This window comes from Streptomyces sp. NPDC049577 (assembly GCF_040675635.1).
Taxonomy (GTDB): Bacteria; Actinomycetota; Actinomycetes; order Streptomycetales; family Streptomycetaceae; genus Streptomyces.
This window is the reverse complement of record NZ_JBFAPH010000086.1, coordinates 1-19772: the sequence shown is the minus strand read 5'-3', so window position 1 is coordinate 19772 and position 19772 is coordinate 1. Positions and strand designations below refer to the sequence as shown.

Here is a 19772-nt window from a genome sequence, read left to right as displayed (position 1 = left end):
CGGCGACGGTCGCGGGGGATCTGCGCAACACCCACGCGCGCGTCGCCGGCCGTCGGGCGGAGGCGGCGTGCTTGGTGCAGGAGGAGGTCCGGCTGCTGGAACTGCTCGAAAGGCGCGAGGAACAGGCGACGGCACTCGGACTTCCGGTTGCGCTCATAGCCGGCGTCTGGGCCGACGAACAGACCACCCGCCTTGCCCACTGGGCGGATCGTGCTCGGAAGGCAGCCCCAGCGCGCGGGTGGGTCGGTCGGTGGCGCAGAAGCCGGGCGCTCAAGGCACTGGTCACCGCGCCCAGGACCGATGCCTCACATCTCGGGTGGCCGGCATGGGCCACTGAACGTCCGGTGACTGCCGAGCTGCTGACGAGTCTGGCGGCGGCGGCAGATACGGAGCGGGAACTGAGGGACCTCGGGCCCCTGCACCTCCAGCGGGACGAAAAGGTGCTGCGTCAGGCGCGTACGGAGTTGTCGGCCGCGCTGTCGGAGCTGTCGGCGGAGCTGGCCAGAGCCGCGTCCGCCGAGGCGCTGTCTCGCGCCCAGGGCCTGATGGGGCAGCGGTTCCAGGCGCTCAGGCGCCGTTCCGGGTTCCAGAAGAGCCAGAAGAACCTGATGACGCACGTGAAGGCGTGGGCCATCAGCACCCACTCGGTGCGCCAGCTGGAGCTCACGCCGAAGCTGTTCGACCTGGTCGTCATCGACGAGGCGAGTCAGTGCTCCATCGCATCGGTCCTGCCGCTGCTCTTCCGGGCCCGGCGAGCGCTGATCATCGGCGACCCGATGCAGCTGGGGCACATCGCGGACGTCTCGGCCGAGCAGGAGCACCGGGCCAGGACCCGGGCGGGGCTGAGCGCGGCGCAACTGGAAGACCACAGGCTCGCGTACCACGTGCACTCCTCCTACCACGCCGCCGCGCAGCACGGCGATTCCGCGCTGCTCCTCGACGAGCACTATCGCTGTCATCCCGCGATCGCGGACATCGTCAACGGATACTGCTACGCAGGTCAGTTGCAGGTTCTCACGGACGTACGACGACAGATTCCGGCACTCGTCCCGCTGGGCGCCGCCGAACCGGCCCCTGTCCTGGGCTGGGTGGACGTTCCGTACGGCGAGTCGGCGCGGGGCCCGGGCGACAAGTCATGGCGAAACGCGGAGGAGGCCGCAGCCGTCCGGCGCGTGGTGGACGACCTGCTGGCCAGGCTTCCCGAGGACGCCACGGTGGGTGTCGTAACGCCTTTCCGGGCGCAGAAGGAAGCACTCGAGCGGGTGTTGCGGGACGAACGGGTGCGGGTGGGCACAGTGCACGCCTTCCAGGGCGGGCAGCGGGACATCATGCTTCTGAGCCCGGTTGCGGCAGGCAACACACCGCCGCGGACCACCCACTGGGTGACGAGTCAGGTCAACTTGTGGAACGTGGCGATCACTCGGGCGAAGTCACAGCTCATCACCGTGGGCGGTCATGCCTTCTGGCAGGAGCGGGACGGGCTCCCGGCGCTGCTCGCGCGGCGTTCGTCCCTGTTGCAGACAGGGACGAACGATGCCCCTCACACGTCCCCCGGCGACGCACGGGGCGCGGATCCTCGACGCGAACAGCTCGCCAACCAGCTCCAGCAGTACTTGGCGGCAAGCGGGATCACCGACGTGGAGCGAGCCGCGGTGGTCGGCGGTCATACCGTGGACCTGCTGTTCACCGAGAATGGCGCGAACACAGCGGTCCTGATCGACGACGGGCCACCACCCGGCCGGGACCCGGCACGGCACCTGCGGCTGACGCACGCACGTGCCGACTTGCTCACCGGACTGCCGTCCGGTGGATACGGTGCGAAGGCAGGGCCGGTGGTACACACCGTCCGGGTGCCGGCGTGGCGGATCCTGGCCGGGGACAGCGCGCTGGAGCCGCTGTTCGACTGAGTGCCGGAGCCAACCGGCCTCGGGCCCGCATGGACCCGATGCATTGACAACGGCAAGAAGCCAGCCGTATATCTAAACGTTCATCATACGGTTACGGTGTGCAATCTCGACGGCGCGGCCATGAGGGGACATGGCCGCGCCTGGTGCGTATGACACGCGGGTCTGCACGGCGTGGGGGATCAAAGGGGGCGGCGGCAGTGACCGGGCGTCTGATCGGCGGGCGGTTCCGGCTCCTGGGAGCCATCGGCACCGGGAACATGGGCGAAGTCCACAGGGCAGAGGATCTCCACAGAGCGGAAGGGGATCCGGCCCGTACCGTCGCCGTGAAGATGCTGCTCCGCCGGCGCTCCGGAACGCTGATCGACGCGGGTGCGGACCGCAATGCCGTCCCGCGGTTCGCTCGCGAAGTGCGCATCATGCGACGTCTTGAGCATCCCAACCTCACCCGTATCGTCGACGGAGGTGTCGACGAGGCCGAAGGCAGCCTGCCGTATCTGGCCATGGAGCTTCTGGACGGCGAGACCTTACGTGATCTGATCGAGGAGGAGCGGCAGCTCCCGCTGGAGTGGGCCACCGCCATCGGGGCCCAGATCGCAGCCGGTCTGAGCGCGGCCCACACAGCAGGTGTGGTCCACCGCGACCTCAAGCCCGCCAACGTCATGCTGACCATGGGGGGCACGGTGAAGGTTCTGGACTTCGGCATGGGCCGCATCGCCGATGACCCGGACGAGCCGCAGCTGACCAGTACGGGGGTCAGCGTCGGTACCGCCCGCTACATGGCTCCCGAGCAGTTCGAGGCCAGAGAGGTTACCTACACGGCCGACCTGTACGCGCTCGGCTGTGTGCTGTACGAAATGCTGGCCGGCGTACCGCCCTTCACGAGCGGCTCGGCATATGAGCTGGGACACAGGCACATCAGCCAGGACCCCACCCCCGTAGGGATCGTTCGACCCGCGGTGCCGCCGGAGCTGGCGGACCTGGTGCACCGGCTGCTGGCCAAGGACCCGGCCGAGCGCCCCTCCGACGCCGCCGCCGTACGCGACGCGTTCCTGTCCATGACGTCACCGGTCGGCGACGGCGGTGTTTCCGCCCTTCCGCACTGGGGCGCCCTCGACCCGTTACGCGTCCTGCTCTCGGTGAAGCCGTCCTCCGTCACGCCGCTCGCTCCCCGCACACCAGAGCGTTCCCGTCCGTCGCCGTCCCGTGTGAGCATGGACGTCTTCGGCGTCCACCGCACCCTGATCGAGGACTACCGCGACTTCACCAAGGGCGGCACCGTCATCCGTGACGACCGGATCGCGAAGTTCGTCGAAGAAGATCTGAACGACAAATCCCAGTGGCCGGACCCCTGGCTGTCGCTCAACCCCTTCTTCAAGAGCGGCGGAACGGTCAAGGAGTTATCCGACCAGCACGTGCTGCACAAGGAGTGCGCCAAGATCTTCCGGACGGGCAAGACGGAACGCGGCACGGTTCCCGACGGCCGTACCCTCACTCTCCATCAGCACCAGCGCGAGGCCGTCGATGCCGCCACCTCCCGCGCTTCGTACGTACTGACGACCGGGACCGGTTCCGGAAAGTCGCTCGCCTATATCGTCCCCATCGTCAACAAGGTCCTGCACGACCGAGACGCCGAAGGGCCCAGGGCGCCCAAGAGGGTGCGGGCGATCATCGTCTACCCGATGAACGCACTCGCCAACAGCCAGCTCAAGGAGCTGGAGAAATATCTGCGCGACGGCTACCCGGCGGGCCGCGAGCCGGTCACCTTCGCCCGGTACACGGGCCAGGAGGACGACGAGAAGCGCAGGGAGATCCGCGACAATCCGCCGGACATCCTGCTCACCAACTACGTGATGCTGGAGCTGATGCTGACCCGGCCCGCGGACCGGGACAGCCTCATCCAGATGGCCCGCGGCCTTCAGTTCCTGGTCTTCGACGAGTTGCACACCTACCGCGGCCGGCAGGGCGCCGACGTGGCCCTGCTGATCCGGCGCGTCCGCGAGGCCTGCCGGGCACCGGATGTCCAGTGCATCGGCACGTCGGCCACCATGTCGACAGAGGGCTCGCTCGACGATCAGAAGAAGGTGGTCGCGGCAGTGGCCAGCACCCTCTTCGGCACGCAGGTACGGCCCGAGCACGTCATCGGGGAAACCCTTGTGCGTGCGACCGAGGAGGCTCCCGGCACCGTCTCCGCCCAGCGTCTCGCCGCACCCGCGCCGCCGCAGTCGTACGAGGATCTTGTGCGCGACCCGCTGGCTCGGTGGATCGAGACCCGCTTCGGCCTGGCGACCGACGAGGCCACCGGCCGCCTGGTGCGCCGACGACCGACGAAGATCGAGGTCGCCGCCCGCGAGCTGGCCGAAGGATCGGGAGTCACCGAGGAACAGTGCGCGGCGGCCATCCGGGCGACCCTGGAGGCCGGCTCCCGGGCACGGCACCCGGAGACGGGCCGGCCTCTCTTCGCCTTCCGGCTGCATCAGTTCCTCTCCAAGGGCGACACCGTCCACGTCACCCTGGAGGACAAGCTCTCCCGGCACCTCACGCGCTCATACCAGTTGGAGCAGCCGAAGAGCGGCGGAAAGCTGCTGATGCCCCTGGCGTTCTGCCGCGAATGCGGGCAGGAGTACATGACGGTCTGGCGCAACGAGAAGGACGGCACCGTCCGTTATGAGGCGCGCCGTGACACCTCCGCCACGGGCGGGCGGCAGGGTGACGGATACCTGTACACCGATCCCGAGCGGGAGTGGCCGTCCAGTCTCCAGTACGCGGTGGACGACCGGCGGCTGCCCGAGTCGTGGCTGGAACTGGACGAGCGGGGCCAGGAGGTCGTCAAGAAGACCTACCGGGACCGGGTGCCGCGCGCCGTCACCGTCGACGCCTTCGGTTACGAGGGCCGGGGCGATCTCAAGGCCGCGTTCGTGCCCTCCCCCTTCCTGTTCTGCCTGCACTGCGGTGTGTCCTACGAGCAGACGCGCGGCAAGGACTTCGCCAAGCTGGCGACGCTGGACCAGGAGGGCCGCTCGTCGGCGACGTCCTTGATCTCCACGTCGGTCGTGCGGTCGCTGAAGTCGGTACCGGAAGGGGCCCTGGACAAAGAGGCTCGCAAGCTCCTCACGTTCGTCGACAACCGGCAGGACGCCTCCCTGCAGGCCGGTCACTTCAACGACTTCGTCCAGGTCACGCAGCTGCGCGGAGCGTTGTACAAGGCGGCCCTGGCGGCGGGCGAGGCAGGCGTCCACCACGAGGAGCTGGCGTCGGCCGTCGCGGACGCGCTCGCTCTGGACCCGGCCGACTACACGGGCCAGGACGATCTGCCGCCCTCGCTCGCCCATGCCGCGGCCAGGACGCTCCGTGACGTGATCGCCTTCCGGCTCTACATCGACCTGCAACGCGGCTGGCGGATCACCATGCCGAACCTTGAGCAGACAGGCCTGCTCAGGATCGACTATGCGGATCTCGACTGGCTGGCCGCGCGACAGGACCGATGGGCCGGCACCCACCGGGCGCTGCGCGACGGTGACCCCGCACTTCGTGCGGAGATCACCAAGACGCTGCTCGACGAGATGCGCCGTTCCCTCGCCATCGACGTGTCCTACTTCCGGGACGACTTCGACGCCCTGCAGCGGGCCAGTGAAGAACGCCTCGTGGATCCGTGGATCCTGTCCGAGTCGGACAAGCCGCGTGTGGGTACCGCATATCCGCACCCGTCCCGGCCGGGCATGGACCGCTCGGGGCTGTTCCTGTCCGCACGCGGCAAGTTCGGCAAATACCTGCGGCGTGCCGACAGTTCCTTCCGGAACCTCGATCCAGCGGATCTCCAGCTGGTCATTGAGGAGCTGCTGACGGTCCTGGCCGCAGCCGGGCTGGTGAAGGAGGTCTCGGCCACTCCGCAGCGCGCCGGACGACACCGCAGACCGGCCGCCTCCGCCGCGAGCGGATACCGGGTGGCCGCGCAGACGCTCGTCTGGCGTGCAGGCGACGGTGAAGCGGGGGCGCACGACCCGCTGACCCGCACCTACCAGAGCGGGGACGGCCCGCGGGTCAACACGTTCTTCCGCGACCTGTACAGGGAGGCGGCCGCCGCCCTCGCAGGACTGTTCGCACGCGAGCACACGGCACAGGTACCGCCGGAAGAGAGAGCGAAGCGTGAGGACGAGTTCCGCACCGCCCAGCTGAAGCTGCTCTACTGCTCCCCCACCATGGAGCTGGGCGTCGACATCTCCTCGCTCAACGCGGTGCTGATGCGCAACGTGCCGCCCACTCCCGCCAACTACGCGCAGCGCTCCGGTCGTGCGGGCCGCAGCGGCCAGCCAGCCCTGGTGACCACGTACTGTGCGACGGGCAACAGCCACGACCAGTACTACTTCCGCCGCTCGGAGCGCATGGTGGCCGGCGCCGTCGCCCCACCGCGCCTCGACCTCGCCAACGAGGACCTGGTCCTCTCCCACCTCCAGGCCATCTGGCTCGCCGAGGCCGGCCTGAAGCTGGGGCGTGCGGTGCCCGACGTCCTGGACGTGTCGTACCCGGACACAGGTGACCGGCCGGACCCTGAGCTGGAGCTGTTGCCCCACATCCACGACGGCTCCCACGACGCCGGTGCCCAGAGCCGGACCGTGGACCAGGCACTGCGCGTCCTCGGCCCGCTGCTCCCCGACTTCGCCGAGACGACGTGGTGGCACGACGACTGGATCCAGGACAAGGTCCGCACGGTGCCGGAGCGGTTCGACCGTGCCTTCGACCGCTGGCGCCAGCTGTTCCGTGCCGCACTCACCGACCAGTACATCCAGAACAAGCGTCGGCTCGACTACAGCCTCACCGAAGGGGACCGCAGGCGGGCCAACTCCCGCCGTCTTGAGGCGGAGATCCAGCTGAATCTGCTGATGAACGAAAGCGTCGACAGCAAGTCCGTGCTCTCCGACTTCAACCCCTACCGCTACCTGGCGTCCGAGGGCTTCCTGCCCGGCTACAGCTTCCCGCGCCTTCCGCTCGCCGCATACATCCCGAGAGCAGGCCGCCGCGGAGACGGTGACTACCTCCAGCGGCCGCGCTTCCTGGCGATCAGGGAGTTCGGCCCGGGGGCGCTCGTGTACCACGAGGGCGCCCGCTATCAGGTGACCCGCATCCAGATCCCGCCGGACTCTTCCGGCGACCTGGCCACCGGCTCGGCCCGCCGCTGCGCGCACTGCGGCTACCACCACGACCCGGCTCGGCGCGAGGACCTCTGCGCGATGTGCGGTGCACGCCTGGGCGATGCGACCCACGGCCTGCTACAACTGCACACCGTGTACACCACGCGCCGGGAGCGGATCTCCTCCGACGAGGAGGAGCGGCGCAGAGCCGGCTTCAAGCTGCAGACGTCCTACCGCTTCCACGACCACGGCACCCGCAAGGGCCGGCTGAACGCGTCGGCCGACGACACCGCCGGTGGCCGGCTGGCCGAGCTGGCCTACGGTGACTCGGCCACGGTCAGGATCACCAACACCGGTCGGGTGCGGGCCAAGGAGGGCGAGCCGGCCGGCTACTGGCTCGATCTGGCCGACGGCCGCTGGATGAACGACAAGGATGCCTCCGAGGCGTCCGGCGACTCCGGCGAGCTTCCCGTGATCGACCGGGACGGCAACGAACGCCGTCGCAAGCAACGGGTCATCCCGTATGTCGAGGACCGCCGCAACATCCTCGTGATGACGTTGGCGGATCCGCTGCCCGAACCTGTCGCGCTCTCCCTCATGTACGCGCTCGAGCGCGGCATCGAGGCCGCGTTCGAGCTGGAGGACGTCGAGCTCTCCAGCGAGCTCCTGCCACCGGACGACGGCCCCCGCAACCGCATCCTGTTCATGGAGGCGGCCGAGGGCGGTGCGGGTGTGCTGCGACGGTTGCAGGCGGAGACGGACGCCCTCGCCAAGGCGGCCAGGTACGCCCTGTCCATCTGCCACTTCGCCGACGATGGAACCGACCTGGGGGGCCCGCACCCGGACCGGGAGTGCGAGCTCGGCTGTTACGAGTGCCTTCTGACGTACGGCAACCAGCTCAACCACGCGCTGATCAACCGCCACACCGTGCGCGATCTGCTGGTCCGCTTCGCCTCGGCGACGGCGCACCGGGAGTCTCGTGGAGAGTCCCGCTCCGAGCAGTTCCGGCGCCTGGTCGACCAGTCGCCGGCCGGGCTCACGGCCGTCGAGACGACCGCGGCCGAGCTCGCGGCGCAGGGCGACTTCCTGGGCTGGGTGAAGGCCCGGGGCCTGCGCCTTCCGGACGCGGCGGGCACCTTCCTCACGGAGGCCAACGCGACCCCGGACTTCGTCTACCGGCTGCCCGGAGTGAAGCTGGCCGTCTTCGTGGACACCCCGCACAAGGAGCAGGACGCCCTGCGGGACGAGGACGCCGAGGAGCGCCTGATCGACGCCAGCTGGGACACCGTCCGTTTCCCCCACGGCGCCGACTGGGACGCGATCGCCGCCGTCCACTCCCGCTACTTCGGCAGCCCGGCCGCCCGCTGACCCGCCGCTCACCAACCTCAGGACTCAGGACTCGACGACCGACATGCCACTGACGTACTCCACGGGTTCTCTCGTCACCGCTCGCGGCCGCGAGTGGGTGGTGCTCCCCGAGAGCCGGCCCGACCTCCTCGTGCTGCGCCCGCTGGGCGGCTCCGACGACGACATCGCCGCCGTCTTCCCGGCCTTCGAGGAGGTACGGGGCGCGCAGTTCGCGCCGCCGGAGCCGGACGATCTGGGCGACCAACGCGCGGCCGGGCTGTTACGTACGGCCCTGAGGATCGGCTTCCGCTCCGGCGCCGGCCCGTTCCGGTCGCTCGCCGGCATCGCGGTGGAGCCGCGCGCCTACCAGCTCGTCCCTCTGCTCATGGCACTGCGGCAGAACACCGTGCGCATGCTCATCAGCGACGACGTGGGCATCGGGAAGACGATCGAGGCCGGACTGATCGCGAGCGAGCTGCTCGCACAGGGCGAGGCCACAGGCCTGGCGGTCCTGTGCTCCCCCGCCCTCGCGGAGCAGTGGCAGCAGGAGCTGCGCAGCAAGTTCGGCATCGACGCGGAGCTGGTGCTCGCCTCGACGGTCTCCCGGCTCGAGCGGAGCCTGGACCTGGGGCAGTCGCTCTTCGACAGATACCCGAACGTGATCGTGTCGACGGACTTCATCAAGTCGCCCCGCCACCGGGACGACTTCGTCCGGCACTGCCCCGACCTGGTGATCGTGGACGAGGCCCATACCTGTGTGGCCGCCGACGACGCCGCGGCCGGCTCGCAGAACCAGCTGCGCCACGAGCTGCTGCGCCGGGTCGCAGAGGACGCCACCCGCCACCTGCTGCTGGTGACGGCCACCCCGCACAGCGGAAAGGAGTCCGCCTTCCGCAACCTCCTGGGGCTGGTCAAGCCGGAACTGGCCGAGGTGAACCTGGAGTCGGAGGCGGGCCGCAAACTCCTCGCCCAGTACTTCGTGGCGCGCAAACGGGCCGACGTACGCCAGTACCTCACCAGGGAGGACGGGCTCGACGACGACGCCCTTGCCGAGCGGACCGCCTTCCCCTCGGACCGTGACTTCAAGAACGCCACCTACAAGCTGTCGCCGGAGTACCGCTCCCTGCTCGACGACGCCATCGCCTATGCGCGTGAGCGCGTGGAGGAGGCGGACGGCCAGGGCAAACGGGAGTCACGGATCGCCTGGTGGTCCGCGATCGCCCTGCTGCGTTCCCTGGTGTCGTCGCCCCGCGCCGCCGCCCAAACGCTGCGGACACGCTCGGCCGCGGCCGTAGCGGCCTCGGCCGAGGAAGCCGACCGGCTCGGCGCGCCGCTCATCAGCGACGCGGCCGACAGCGATGCCATGGAGGGCATGGACGTCGCACCGGGTGCGGAGATCGCGGCGGACAGTCGCCGAAGCCGGCTGGCGGAGCTCGCCGAGCGCGCCCGGAAGCTTGAGGGGCCGGATGAGGACCTCAAGCTCAAGGCGCTCATCAAGCACCTCAAGGCGCTGCTCGCCGACGGGTACAACCCGATCGTCTTCTGCCGATACATCCCCACGGCCGACTACTTGGCCGGTCAGCTGGAGAACCGGGACGGCAGGCGCGGCCCGCTCGGGGCGAAGACGGTCGTGGCCTCCGTCACCGGCACGCTCTCCCCGCAGCAGCGCATCGAACGCATCGAGAAGCTCGCCGAGGAGACCGGGGAGGGCGCCGCTGCACGCCGTGTCCTCGTCGCTACGGACTGCTTATCCGAAGGCGTCAACCTTCAACACCATTTCGACGCAGTTATCCACTATGACCTGGCCTGGAACCCGACCCGCCACGACCAGCGCGAGGGCCGCGTCGACCGGTACGGCCAGCGCAGGGACCGGGTGCGCGTCATCACGCTCTACGGCGAGGACAACGGCATCGACGGCAAGGTCCTGGACGTGCTCATCAAGAAGCACCGCCAGATCAAAAAAGACCTCGGCATCTCCGTCTCCGTGCCGGACGAGCTGTCGACGGGCGTCACCGATGCCATCGTCGAATGGCTCCTGATGCGCGGCCGGGAGGACGAGGACGCGCTCTTCAGCGCGGACGCGTTCAAGGTGAGCACCGCCAGGCTGGACAGCGACTGGAACTCGGCGGCAGAGCGCGAGAAGGCATCGCGTTCGCGGTTCGCGCAGCGTTCCGTACACCCGGAGGAGGTGGCCCGCGAGGTCGCGGCGATTCGTGAGGCACTGGGCGGCGCCGGCGAGATTCGCGACTTCGTACGGGAATCGCTGAGCGCGCTGAACGCCGTCCTGCGCGAGGAGGGCCCGGGCTTCACCGCCCAGGTGGGCGGAGCGCCCGCCGGCCTGCGGGACGCGCTCGCGCAGACTGCCGGAGCGGAGACCATCGAGAACGATCGCCCGATCCCCTTCCGCACCGACCCGGCGGTGGCGCGCGGCGAGGCGGCCTTGGTGCGTACGGACCCGGTCGTCGGCGCCATCGCCTCCCATGTCCTCAACGCCGCCCTCGACACCCGGGTCGAGGGAGCCCGCCCGGCCCGGCGCTGCGGCGTGATCACGACCGATGCGGTCGCCACCCGCACGACCCTGCTCCTCGTCCGCTATCGCTTCCACCTCACGCTCCCCTCTCGCCACGGCGAGAAGCAGCTGGTGGCGGAGGACGCCCGGCTGCTGGCCTTCGAGGGATCACCGACGAACGCGGTGTGGCTGGCCCCGGAGCGGGCCAAGGCACTGCTCAACGCCACGGCCTCACAGAACACCAACCCCTATTTCGGGGAGCGCACGGTAAGCCGCGTCCTCACCCAGCTCCCCGGGACCTCCGCCCACCTGGAGTCGTACGGCGACCACCTCGCCGCGGAGCTGGATGCCTCGCACCGGCGGGTGCGCACCGCCTCCGGCGAGATCGTCCGAGGTCTGTCCGTCACCGCTCAGAAACCCGCCGACATCCTCGGCACCTACGTCTACCTGCCCGCTGCCGCTGGAGAGAGCGTCTGATGTCCGCCACCACCCGCAACCAGGTGTTCTCGGCCGTGCACACGGTCGGTGGGCTGCTGCCGGCCGACATGCTGGTCCGCATCTCCGAGGGCAGGATCTCCAAGGACCTCCGCGGTCTCGCCCCGGCCGACTACCGCATCCCCGGATCCCGGTCGGTGCGCGACGAGGCGGAACGGCACTGGGACAACCTCAAGTCGCTGTGGCGCGAGATGCGTGAGAGGTTGCCGGCCGCGCCGGAGTCCGCCGTCCCCCATGACAGCACGGGCCATGCCCGGGTGAACTGGGTGGAGCCGTTCTTCGAGGCCCTGGGCTTCGGCCGCCTCACGGCGGTGGGGGCCGGAGGCATCGCCGCCGACGACGGCACGAAGACCTTCCTGGTCAGCCATCGGCGCGAGAACACGCTGGTCCACGTGACCACATGGCATGCCTCCCTCGACAAGCGCCAGGGAGCGGGAGTCCCGGCACCGCAGTCACTGCTGCAGGAAGCATTGAACCGGGCCGAGGCCCACCTGTGGGCACTGCTGACCAACGGGCGCCGACTGCGGCTGCTGCGGGACTCCAACGCCCTGGCGACGACCTCGTACGTCGAGTTCGATCTCGAAGCCATCTTCGACGGCGAGCTGTTCAGCGAGTTCGTCCTGCTGTACCGGCTGGTGCACGCCTCCCGCTTCGAGGCCCCGGAGGGCGACGGCCGGTCCCAGCGCGGCTGCTGGCTGGAGCTGTGGCGGGACACCGCGATCCGCCTCGGCGCTCGTTTCCTCGACGACATCAGCGAGGGCGTGCGCCTGGCGCTCAGGGAACTGGGCACGGGCTTCCTCAAGCACCCGGCCGCGGCTAACCGCGCGTTGCGCGAGAACCTCGACGTCAACGCCTACCACGCGGCGTTGCTGCGGCTGGTCTACCGGCTGCTGTTCGTCTTCGTCGCCGAGGACCGGGGTGCCTTGCACCACCCAGGGGCCGACGAGGAGGCGCGTGAGCGCTATGCGCGGTACTTCTCCACCGCACGGCTGCGGGACCAGGCCCGACGGAGGCGGGGCACTTCTCACTCGGACCGGTGGGAGGCCCTGCGGCTCGTCCTCGACGCCCTCGGCGACGAGGCGGGACGCCCGGAGCTCGGCCTGCCGGGGCTCGGTGGGCTGTTCGACGAGGTGGAGGCGGACGCCCCGCTGAAGGGCGTGTCCCTGGCGAACGAACACCTGCTGTCGGCGGTCCGGCACCTGTCGGTCGTGCGCGACACGGAGGCCAAGCGCTGGCGGACGGTCGACTATCGCACGCTGGATGCGGAGGAACTGGGCGCGATCTACGAGTCGCTGCTGGCGCTGGTCCCGAAGTACAGCGTGAGCGAGCGCTGCTTCGAGCTGGTGACGCGGGCCGGTAACGAGCGCAAGAAGACGGGCTCGTACTACACGCCGAGCTCGTTGGTCGATGTCCTGCTCGACTCCACGCTCGATCCGGTGCTCGACGATGCGCAGAAGCGCGGGGAGCAGCGGGCCGTGGCGGCTGGTCAGCTCGATGCAGCGGAGGCGGTTGTCTCCGAGCTGCTGTCGCTGAAGGTCTGCGATCCGGCGTGCGGCTCGGGGCACTTCCTGGTTGCGGCGGCACGCCGCATCGCCAAGCGCGTGGCGGCCGTGCGGGAGGGCACGCCGGAGCCGACGGCGGAGGCGGTGCGCCATGCGCTGCACGAAGTCATCGAGCGGTGCGTGTACGGCGTGGACCTCAACCCGATGGCCGTGGAGCTGGCCAAGGTCTCGCTGTGGATGGAGGCCCTGGAGCCGGGCAAGGCGCTGGGCTTCCTCGACGGCCACATCAAGCACGGGAACGGGCTGATCGGCGCGACGCCGGCGCTGCTTCGGGGCGGGATTCCTGATGAGGCGTTCAAGCCGGTGGAGGGCGACGACAAGTCGGTCGCGGCGAAGTGGCTCAAGCGGAACCGCGAGGAGCACCAGGGCATTTACACCCTGGACGCGGTGATAGAGGAGTCGGTGAGCGTCTCGAACGCCGCGTTCGCCGAGGAGCTGCACGATCTGGTGGAGAGCTCCCCCACGGACCGTGTGGCTGAGGTGCGCGCACTGGCGAGGCGCTACCGGGCGTGGCTGGAGTCACCGGAGCGCGTGACCGCGGTACAGGTTGCGGATGCGTGGTGTGCGGCGTTCATGTGGGAGAAGACGGCTTCGGCGCCGCCGCCGGTGACGCAGCGGGTGTTCCGGTCGCTGGAGTCCCCGGATGGGAAGGGGGCACTGCAGGCGACGCGACGGGAGATCGTGCGGCTGGGTGCCGAGTATCGATTCTTCCATTGGCACTTGGAGTTTCCGGATGTCTTCCCGGTGGCGAAGGGTGTGACCGGGGAGGATGTCGATCCGGTCACGGGGTGGACGGGCGGATTCGATTGCTTGCTGGGCAATCCGCCGTGGGACAAGGTCGACTTCGAGGACAAGAAGTACTTCAGCGTCGTGGAGCCGTCGCTGGCGGAGATCTCGGGCACGGCGCGACGAACGGCGATCGCGGCATGGGCGGACGAGCACCCGGAGGAGGGGGCACGGTACTGGGCGGCGCGGAGGAGGGTGAAGTCGTCATTTCTGTTTCTGGGGTCTTCGGGGGCTTACCCACTGTTGCGAAAGGGTCTGTCCCTTAAAGGTGTCACCACGCTTCAGACGGACCAGCTCTTCACCGAACGATTCCTGTCCGTCACCTCCCCAAAAGGTCGCTGCGGGACGGTGGTGCCCACACAGATCGCCACAGGGGCCGGCGCGCAGCACCTATTTCAAGACCTCACACGGCGAGGCTCCGTTAAGCACCTATACGACTTCGAAAACGGAAGACGGGAGAAACTCTTTCCAGCAGTCGACTCTCGCTACTCGTTCTCGCTAATCTCTTTGACCGGTCGAGGCCTAACTGAGTCAGCCGCTCGTTTCGCATTTTCCCTTGGCCACCCAGATGAACTCTTGAACAGCAACGCGGTCTTCACTCTCTCACCGGATGAGATCACTCTCATCAACCCGAACACAGGAACACTGCCTGTCTTTCGCAGCCGCAGGGATGCCGACCTTACGGTGGGTATCCAAAGTCGCGTCCCCGTCTTGGTGGAGGAGGGAAACCCAGACGGCAACCCGTGGCACATCACCTTCAAGCCGACGCCATTCCACATGACCGACGACTCAGACTTGTTCAGAGATCAGGAAACACTTAGGAAAGAAGGATGGGAACTTCAGGGCAACATATTCTCACGCGACGACAAGAGAATGCTACCTCTTTACGAGGCGAAGATGACCCATCTCTTCGATCATAGATGGAACCGCTATTACGGTTTAGGCAATGATGAATATGAGCGAATTCCACAAGGGGACAAGGAATGCCCTTACAGTGCGGCACTTCCTCGCTACTGGGTTCAGGAAGACGGCCGTGTCCCAACCACACGAAAAGGCAGGAAGCTTGCTGCGCCAGGCATAAACCTTCGCCTGGAAGAACTGAACTGGGAGCGGCAATGGCTGGTGGGATGGCGAGACGTAGTCCGGACAACCGATGAACGCACGGCAATTGCAGCATTCTTACCAAAAGCGGCAGTGGGACACAAATTCCCGTTGCTGTTCCCCCAGGTTTCACCGCACCTAACGGCTACCTTGGTGGCAACGCAGAGTTCGCTGGCATTCGACTATGTGTCTCGCCAAAAAGTCGGGGCTATTAGCATGGCCCTCTTCGTCTGGAAGCAACTCCCCGTCCCACATCCTGACGATCTCGACAGACACGCCAGCTTCCTCGTGCCCCGAACCTTGGAGCTTGTGTATAGCGCCTGGGACATGGAACCACTTGCCAATGACCTCGGAGAATTCGGCCCCCCCTTCGTCTGGCACGAAGAGCGCCGCTCCCAGATTCGCGCCGAGCTCGACGCCTACTTCTTTCACCTCTACGGCGTCTCCCGCGAGGACACCGACTACATCCTGGAGTCCTTCCAGACCGAGAACGGCGGCCTCAAGAACAACGAAATCGCCAAGTACGGCGAGTACCGCACCAAGCGCCTGGTACTGGCCGAGTACCACCGGATGGAAGCAGCCGGGCTCAGCCTGGAGACACCGCTCACGGACGGCGGGAACTACACCTCCACCCTCACCCCACCGCCAGGCCACGGCCCTCGGCACGGCGCGCGAGCCTGATCAGTCGCTGTGGCGTGGCTTACCCCGAGCCACAGCCACGCCACGGCGACATGGCGGCAGGGCCACACCTGCCCCTCCGCCATGCACCCCCAACGCCTTAATCCACGAGGAGCATTGCGCGTGCCCTTCCCACCCGGCGACGTGGTTGCCACCTTCGGCCACTACATGTACTTCCAGCGCCTCGAAAACTTGCTGGTGGAACGCCATCCCGAACTGGTCCACCTCGTTCATTTTTCTTCCAGCGGCCCGCTGTACCTGAAGATCGAGCTCCCCGGCGGCAAAGGGGCGATGCTCACGCTGCTAAAGCTGAGGCACCGCACTGTCTGGGCCACGATGGATCCACCGATGCACACCCCGCCCTGCGTATGGCCGCTGGACACATCTGACGAGATCCTGGTTGACGCACTGCACGCGCAAGCAACTGCATTTCTCAACGAGGCACCTGTCCCATCGCCCTGGTGCTGGAACGAGAGCGAGCCGTCGGAGATAACCGAGTTCGCCGGCATCCTGGTCCGGCAGGGCGTCCATGTGCGACGGGCGGTGGGGCGAAACAGGTACAGGCCCCAAGGCTCCTTTCGTGACCCGCGAATCAGGATCGCCGACCGGAATGACGGCGCCTACGCAGACGTCACTGTCCCCGGTGCCGAAGTCCGAGTCTCGATCAAGCCGCACCTCGGCTGGTTCGTCGACTGGTACGACACGAGCCGGGAAGCCTGGAGCCGCGTCGACATCAGCCGATCTCTTGGGCTCGGGACCGCCCCGACGCCCGGCATACGCCTTCAGGACCTTCCAGCCTCCGCAGTAGCCGAACTGATCAGCTCTGGGCCGAAGACATGGACGGCACCCAGACCTTCACCGCGAGGACATCAGCCGCTTCTTGCAACCCAGCATGCGCTTTTCCCCCTGGATGCGGCGACCCAGGTGCCCCTGGATGAGCTGTTCCACGACACCGCTGTCCAGCGGCCGAAGCACATGCGAACCCAAAAGATCGCGGAATCCATACTCGGTCAGCTGACCGCCTTCGGCTTCGGCGATCTGAGGGAGGGCGACGGTGATGCCCTCATCCACTCCGACCACTTCCACGTCGAGTGGCGCCCCCAGGCCAAGGACGTATCGTCCTCCGAGATGCAGAAGCTGAACGGCGTGGCAGCGGCAGCCGGCGAGGACATCCCCAAACGGCTGATCCTGATCACTGAAGGGAGCGTCAGCCGACCGGCAGCCACGTTCGCCGACCAGGCCAAGGCATTCGTCTTCCACCTCAACCACGAGAGTGGGCGGCTGGAGGCCCGCAACGCACGGGCCCAGGAAGTACTCATGCCCCGCCAGGCACCTGAGGTCGAAGAGTGGTTCCCGCTGGACTAACGAGTCGATCTCTTTTGGCTCTCTATGAACGCCTGCCAGGCGGTGTTCGTAAAGTAAATGGATATTCGACGCCTAGGGTCCTTGGTATCCCGGATGGCATGGCGGCCGTCGACGAGCCGCGAGTATTCAACGCAGTTGTTGTCTTTGCCGCTGTAGCTGCTTGTGTACCAGGCCTCGGCGTGAGGCGATCCTTGCTCGGGCATCATGGTCTGACTTCCTTCGCAAGGTCGTGCATCCACGACCGGGAGTCGGAAGGGGGAAGCGCTGCTGCTGTCAGTGCAGCCCATGCTTGGCTGTAGGTCTGCACATCGCGCCGCTGCTCCAGCAACGTACCACCGGTCATGTGTTCCAACCATGCCACATCGATCGATGCCTCACCACGCAGGGTGAAGAGGCAGAACGGCACATATTGATCAACTGGCAACTGTGCCTTGAGCGGCAGAACTTGCAGTGTGACGTTGGGGCGCCGGCTCACCTCGACGAGATGCATGAGCTGCTCGGTCACCTGCTCCGGTGCGCCAGGAATCCGATGCAAGGCGAGCTGATCCACGATGGCACAGAACCTGAAGCCTGGATGCTGGTCCAGCAGTTCCCTCCTCCTCATGCGTGCGTCCACCAGAGCGTCCACACGTTCTATCGGCTCTACCAGGGTGAACAACTGCATCATGTACGCCTCAGTCTGCAGCAAACCCGGAATCACCGTCGGTTCGTAGCCGCGCACCAACTCGGAGTCCGCTTCCAACGTCAGGTAGTCCCGCAGCGTGTCGTGGATGAGCGGCCCCTGCGAGGACCACCAGTCGACCTTGTGCACGTCCCGCGCCAGCTGCTTCAGGCTTTGTCGGTATGTCGCGTCCGCCACACCGTATTTGTCGAGCAGGAGCGTCAGGTCGATCTGTCGGATGCCACGTTTGCCGTTCTCGATCTGAGAGATCTTGGGCTGACCGCACTCCAGCAGCTCCGCAACTTGCGAAACCTTGAGTCCGCTCGCGAGGCGTAGGCGGCGCAGCTCGCTCCCGAGGCGCTTGCTTCGCATCGTTGGCATGTCGCTCTGAGGCATGGCCGCATGATGACGCAACCACACCCACAGGAACACATGTCACGGAGGCGTTCACTCGATAGTGAGCTTCGCCGTAGGAATACTTGCCTAAGCGATGTTTCCCGGTTCAGGATCCCGTCATCGCTCACCGCATGCGGGTGTCACACACGACGACACGCCCCGGCCCAGAGCAGAACCCCACGATCTTGGAGGGGAAATGACGATCCACACCCACCACTCCGACCGCAAGCTCCACATGGAGCTCACGCTCAGACCAGTTGACCTGGCCACGGTGCGCCGGATCACGCGCAGCCAGCTGCACGGCTGGGGCATGGCGACCACGGCCGACGACATCTTGACCGTCGTCAACGAGCTGCTGACCAACGTTCTCGATCACGTCCCGAGCAAACGCTGCACCCTGACCCTGGAGCACAAGGCGTACCTCCTGCACGTCCGCATCAGGGACGACTGTCCCGGCATGCCGGTCAGGCAGCGACCACGGGCGAGCCGGACAACCGGGCGCAGACTTGCACTGGTTGACACGCTCACCCACGGCGGCTGGAAGGTCGTACGGCCGCCGGACGACGTGGGCAAGGAGATCCACTGCCTGTTCGACGTCTCGCCGGCGGCATTGCCGACCGGGACGGTCAAGGGCGGGGACATCGTCCGGGAGATCTTCCGCTACGGGCTGACGCACCCCGACCGCCTGCCGCAGGTCGTCCGCCACACCCGTCGCGCCTGCGACCACCTGGCCACCGGCGAGTCCTGCACCCCATGGTGCCTCGCGATCAGCATCGGTGCGGTCGTACGCGACGGCGACATGGCGTGCGTTCTTGAGGGAACGCTGACGCAAGAGGACAGCTCGCCGGCAGCGGCCGCCCGGAGAATCATCACCAGGGGAACCGGTCTGCGGCTCGACGCGGGGCCGGCCACCGCCCCGCCCCTGCTCATCGAACCGCGACCGGCGGGCGCCTCCGACTGCACATCCCCGCGGGACCGGCTCCACTTCTGGTACCTCTTCGAGACCCCGCCCGGCTCCCCGAAGCCGTCGAAGAGCAACGGTCCCTGGACCCCTGTCACCGACCTTCCCCCCACCCCGCTCCAGGCCCTGTTCCCGACGAGCACCCCAGGGAGGTGCTGATGCGCAGTACAGGTCGTCTCGTCGACAGCTGTCCCCACGCGTCCGGCTGGGACTCGGCCGACGGCGAGGAACGTTGCCGTTCGTGCGGCACCCGCCGCTTCACGCACTACGGTGCGCTGCTCCCGCCCGGGCTGCCGGTCGAGTCGACCCCGGCGCCCCGTGACAAGGCCCGCTCGGACCGCCTGGCCGCCATCGCGGTCTCCCGCAGGGTGTACCGCCGCCTCAGCAGCTGGGCGTGCGGCGGCGCGATGGTCTGCCTTACTGCCTGAGGCCGGCTGCACCGCAGAATTTCCGGACGGGGAGCCGCTGTCAGTGGCTCCCCCCAGGCTTCGTGCACGACGCGTGATCAACCGAGCGAGCCGAGCGAGGAGACCATGGCCGACGAGTACCCTCCCCTCCACCTCCGGCTGCCGAACGGCGGACCTGTGGCGCACGGGCGGCAGACGAACGCAATGGGGACGAACGGCAGCCGGAAGTTCGTCGTCGGCCCGGGGCAGCCCGTACGTCTGGACACCGTGGCGTCCTTCCCTCGACGAGCCGCCTCCGCTCACAGGATGCGCCAACAGCTGATCGCGGAAGGACGGATCAAACCGTCGCCGAGATGGCCCGGCTGGCTGGAGACAGCGGAAGGGATCACCTTCAACTCCTCCTCCGAAGCAGCGGCTGTTCTTCTCGGCCGCAACTCCAACGGCTGGACCGAGTGGAAGACCGACGACGGC

General features: G+C 67.7%; 10 protein-coding genes. 8 read left to right on the top strand and 2 right to left on the bottom strand.

Translation table 11 applies throughout. The annotated features are described in order from the left end of the window. The 5 genes from AB0K09_RS12730 to AB0K09_RS12710 all read left to right on the top strand — a co-directional run. The coding region (locus AB0K09_RS12730) for a DEAD/DEAH box helicase (RefSeq protein ID WP_366065347.1) at nucleotides 1-1907 on the top strand (1907 nt) is incomplete at its 5' end. A 149-nt stretch (nucleotides 1908-2056) separates the two neighbouring features. Then, complete coding sequence (locus tag AB0K09_RS12725) at nucleotides 2057-8401, top strand: protein kinase (protein ID WP_366065346.1); 6345 nt, start codon at nucleotides 2057-2059, stop codon at nucleotides 8399-8401. Nucleotides 8402-8444: 43 nt separating this feature from the next. Further along, nucleotides 8445-11366, top strand: coding sequence for a DEAD/DEAH box helicase (locus AB0K09_RS12720; RefSeq protein WP_366065345.1), 2922 nt, complete (start codon nucleotides 8445-8447; stop codon nucleotides 11364-11366). Beyond that, a complete protein-coding gene (locus AB0K09_RS12715) occupies nucleotides 11366-15514 on the top strand; it encodes a DNA methyltransferase (protein WP_366065344.1) in 4149 nt (1382 codons plus the stop codon). Before AB0K09_RS12720 ends, AB0K09_RS12715 begins: the two co-directional genes overlap by 1 nt. A gap of 120 nt (nucleotides 15515-15634) precedes the next feature. After that, entirely contained in the window at nucleotides 15635-16876 is a 1242-nt protein-coding gene (locus tag AB0K09_RS12710) for a hypothetical protein (protein WP_366065343.1), read from the top strand. Here AB0K09_RS12710 and AB0K09_RS12705 read toward each other — a convergent pair. Further along, a complete protein-coding gene (locus AB0K09_RS12705; protein WP_366065348.1) occupies nucleotides 16873-17079 on the bottom strand; it encodes a DUF397 domain-containing protein in 207 nt (68 codons plus the stop codon). The two genes, AB0K09_RS12710 and AB0K09_RS12705, sit on opposite strands and share 4 nt — an antisense overlap. Then, nucleotides 17079-17933, bottom strand: coding sequence for a helix-turn-helix transcriptional regulator (locus AB0K09_RS12700; protein ID WP_366065342.1), 855 nt, complete (start codon nucleotides 17931-17933; stop codon nucleotides 17079-17081). The genes AB0K09_RS12705 and AB0K09_RS12700 overlap by 1 nt, the downstream gene beginning before the upstream one ends. Nucleotides 17934-18129: 196 nt before the next feature. On the opposite strand from AB0K09_RS12700, the gene AB0K09_RS12695 reads away from it, so the two are divergent. The 3 genes from AB0K09_RS12695 to AB0K09_RS12685 all read left to right on the top strand — a co-directional run. Continuing rightward, nucleotides 18130-19053: an ATP-binding protein gene (locus tag AB0K09_RS12695; RefSeq protein WP_366065341.1), complete on the top strand. Its 924-nt coding sequence runs from the start codon at nucleotides 18130-18132 to the stop codon at nucleotides 19051-19053. Next, complete coding sequence (locus tag AB0K09_RS12690) at nucleotides 19053-19322, top strand: DUF6255 family natural product biosynthesis protein (RefSeq protein ID WP_366065340.1); 270 nt, start codon at nucleotides 19053-19055, stop codon at nucleotides 19320-19322. The genes AB0K09_RS12695 and AB0K09_RS12690 overlap by 1 nt, the downstream gene beginning before the upstream one ends. Nucleotides 19323-19427: 105 nt before the next feature. Beyond that, nucleotides 19428-19772 (top strand): DUF4357 domain-containing protein (locus AB0K09_RS12685; protein ID WP_366065339.1); only part of this gene is annotated, 345 nt, incomplete at its 3' end.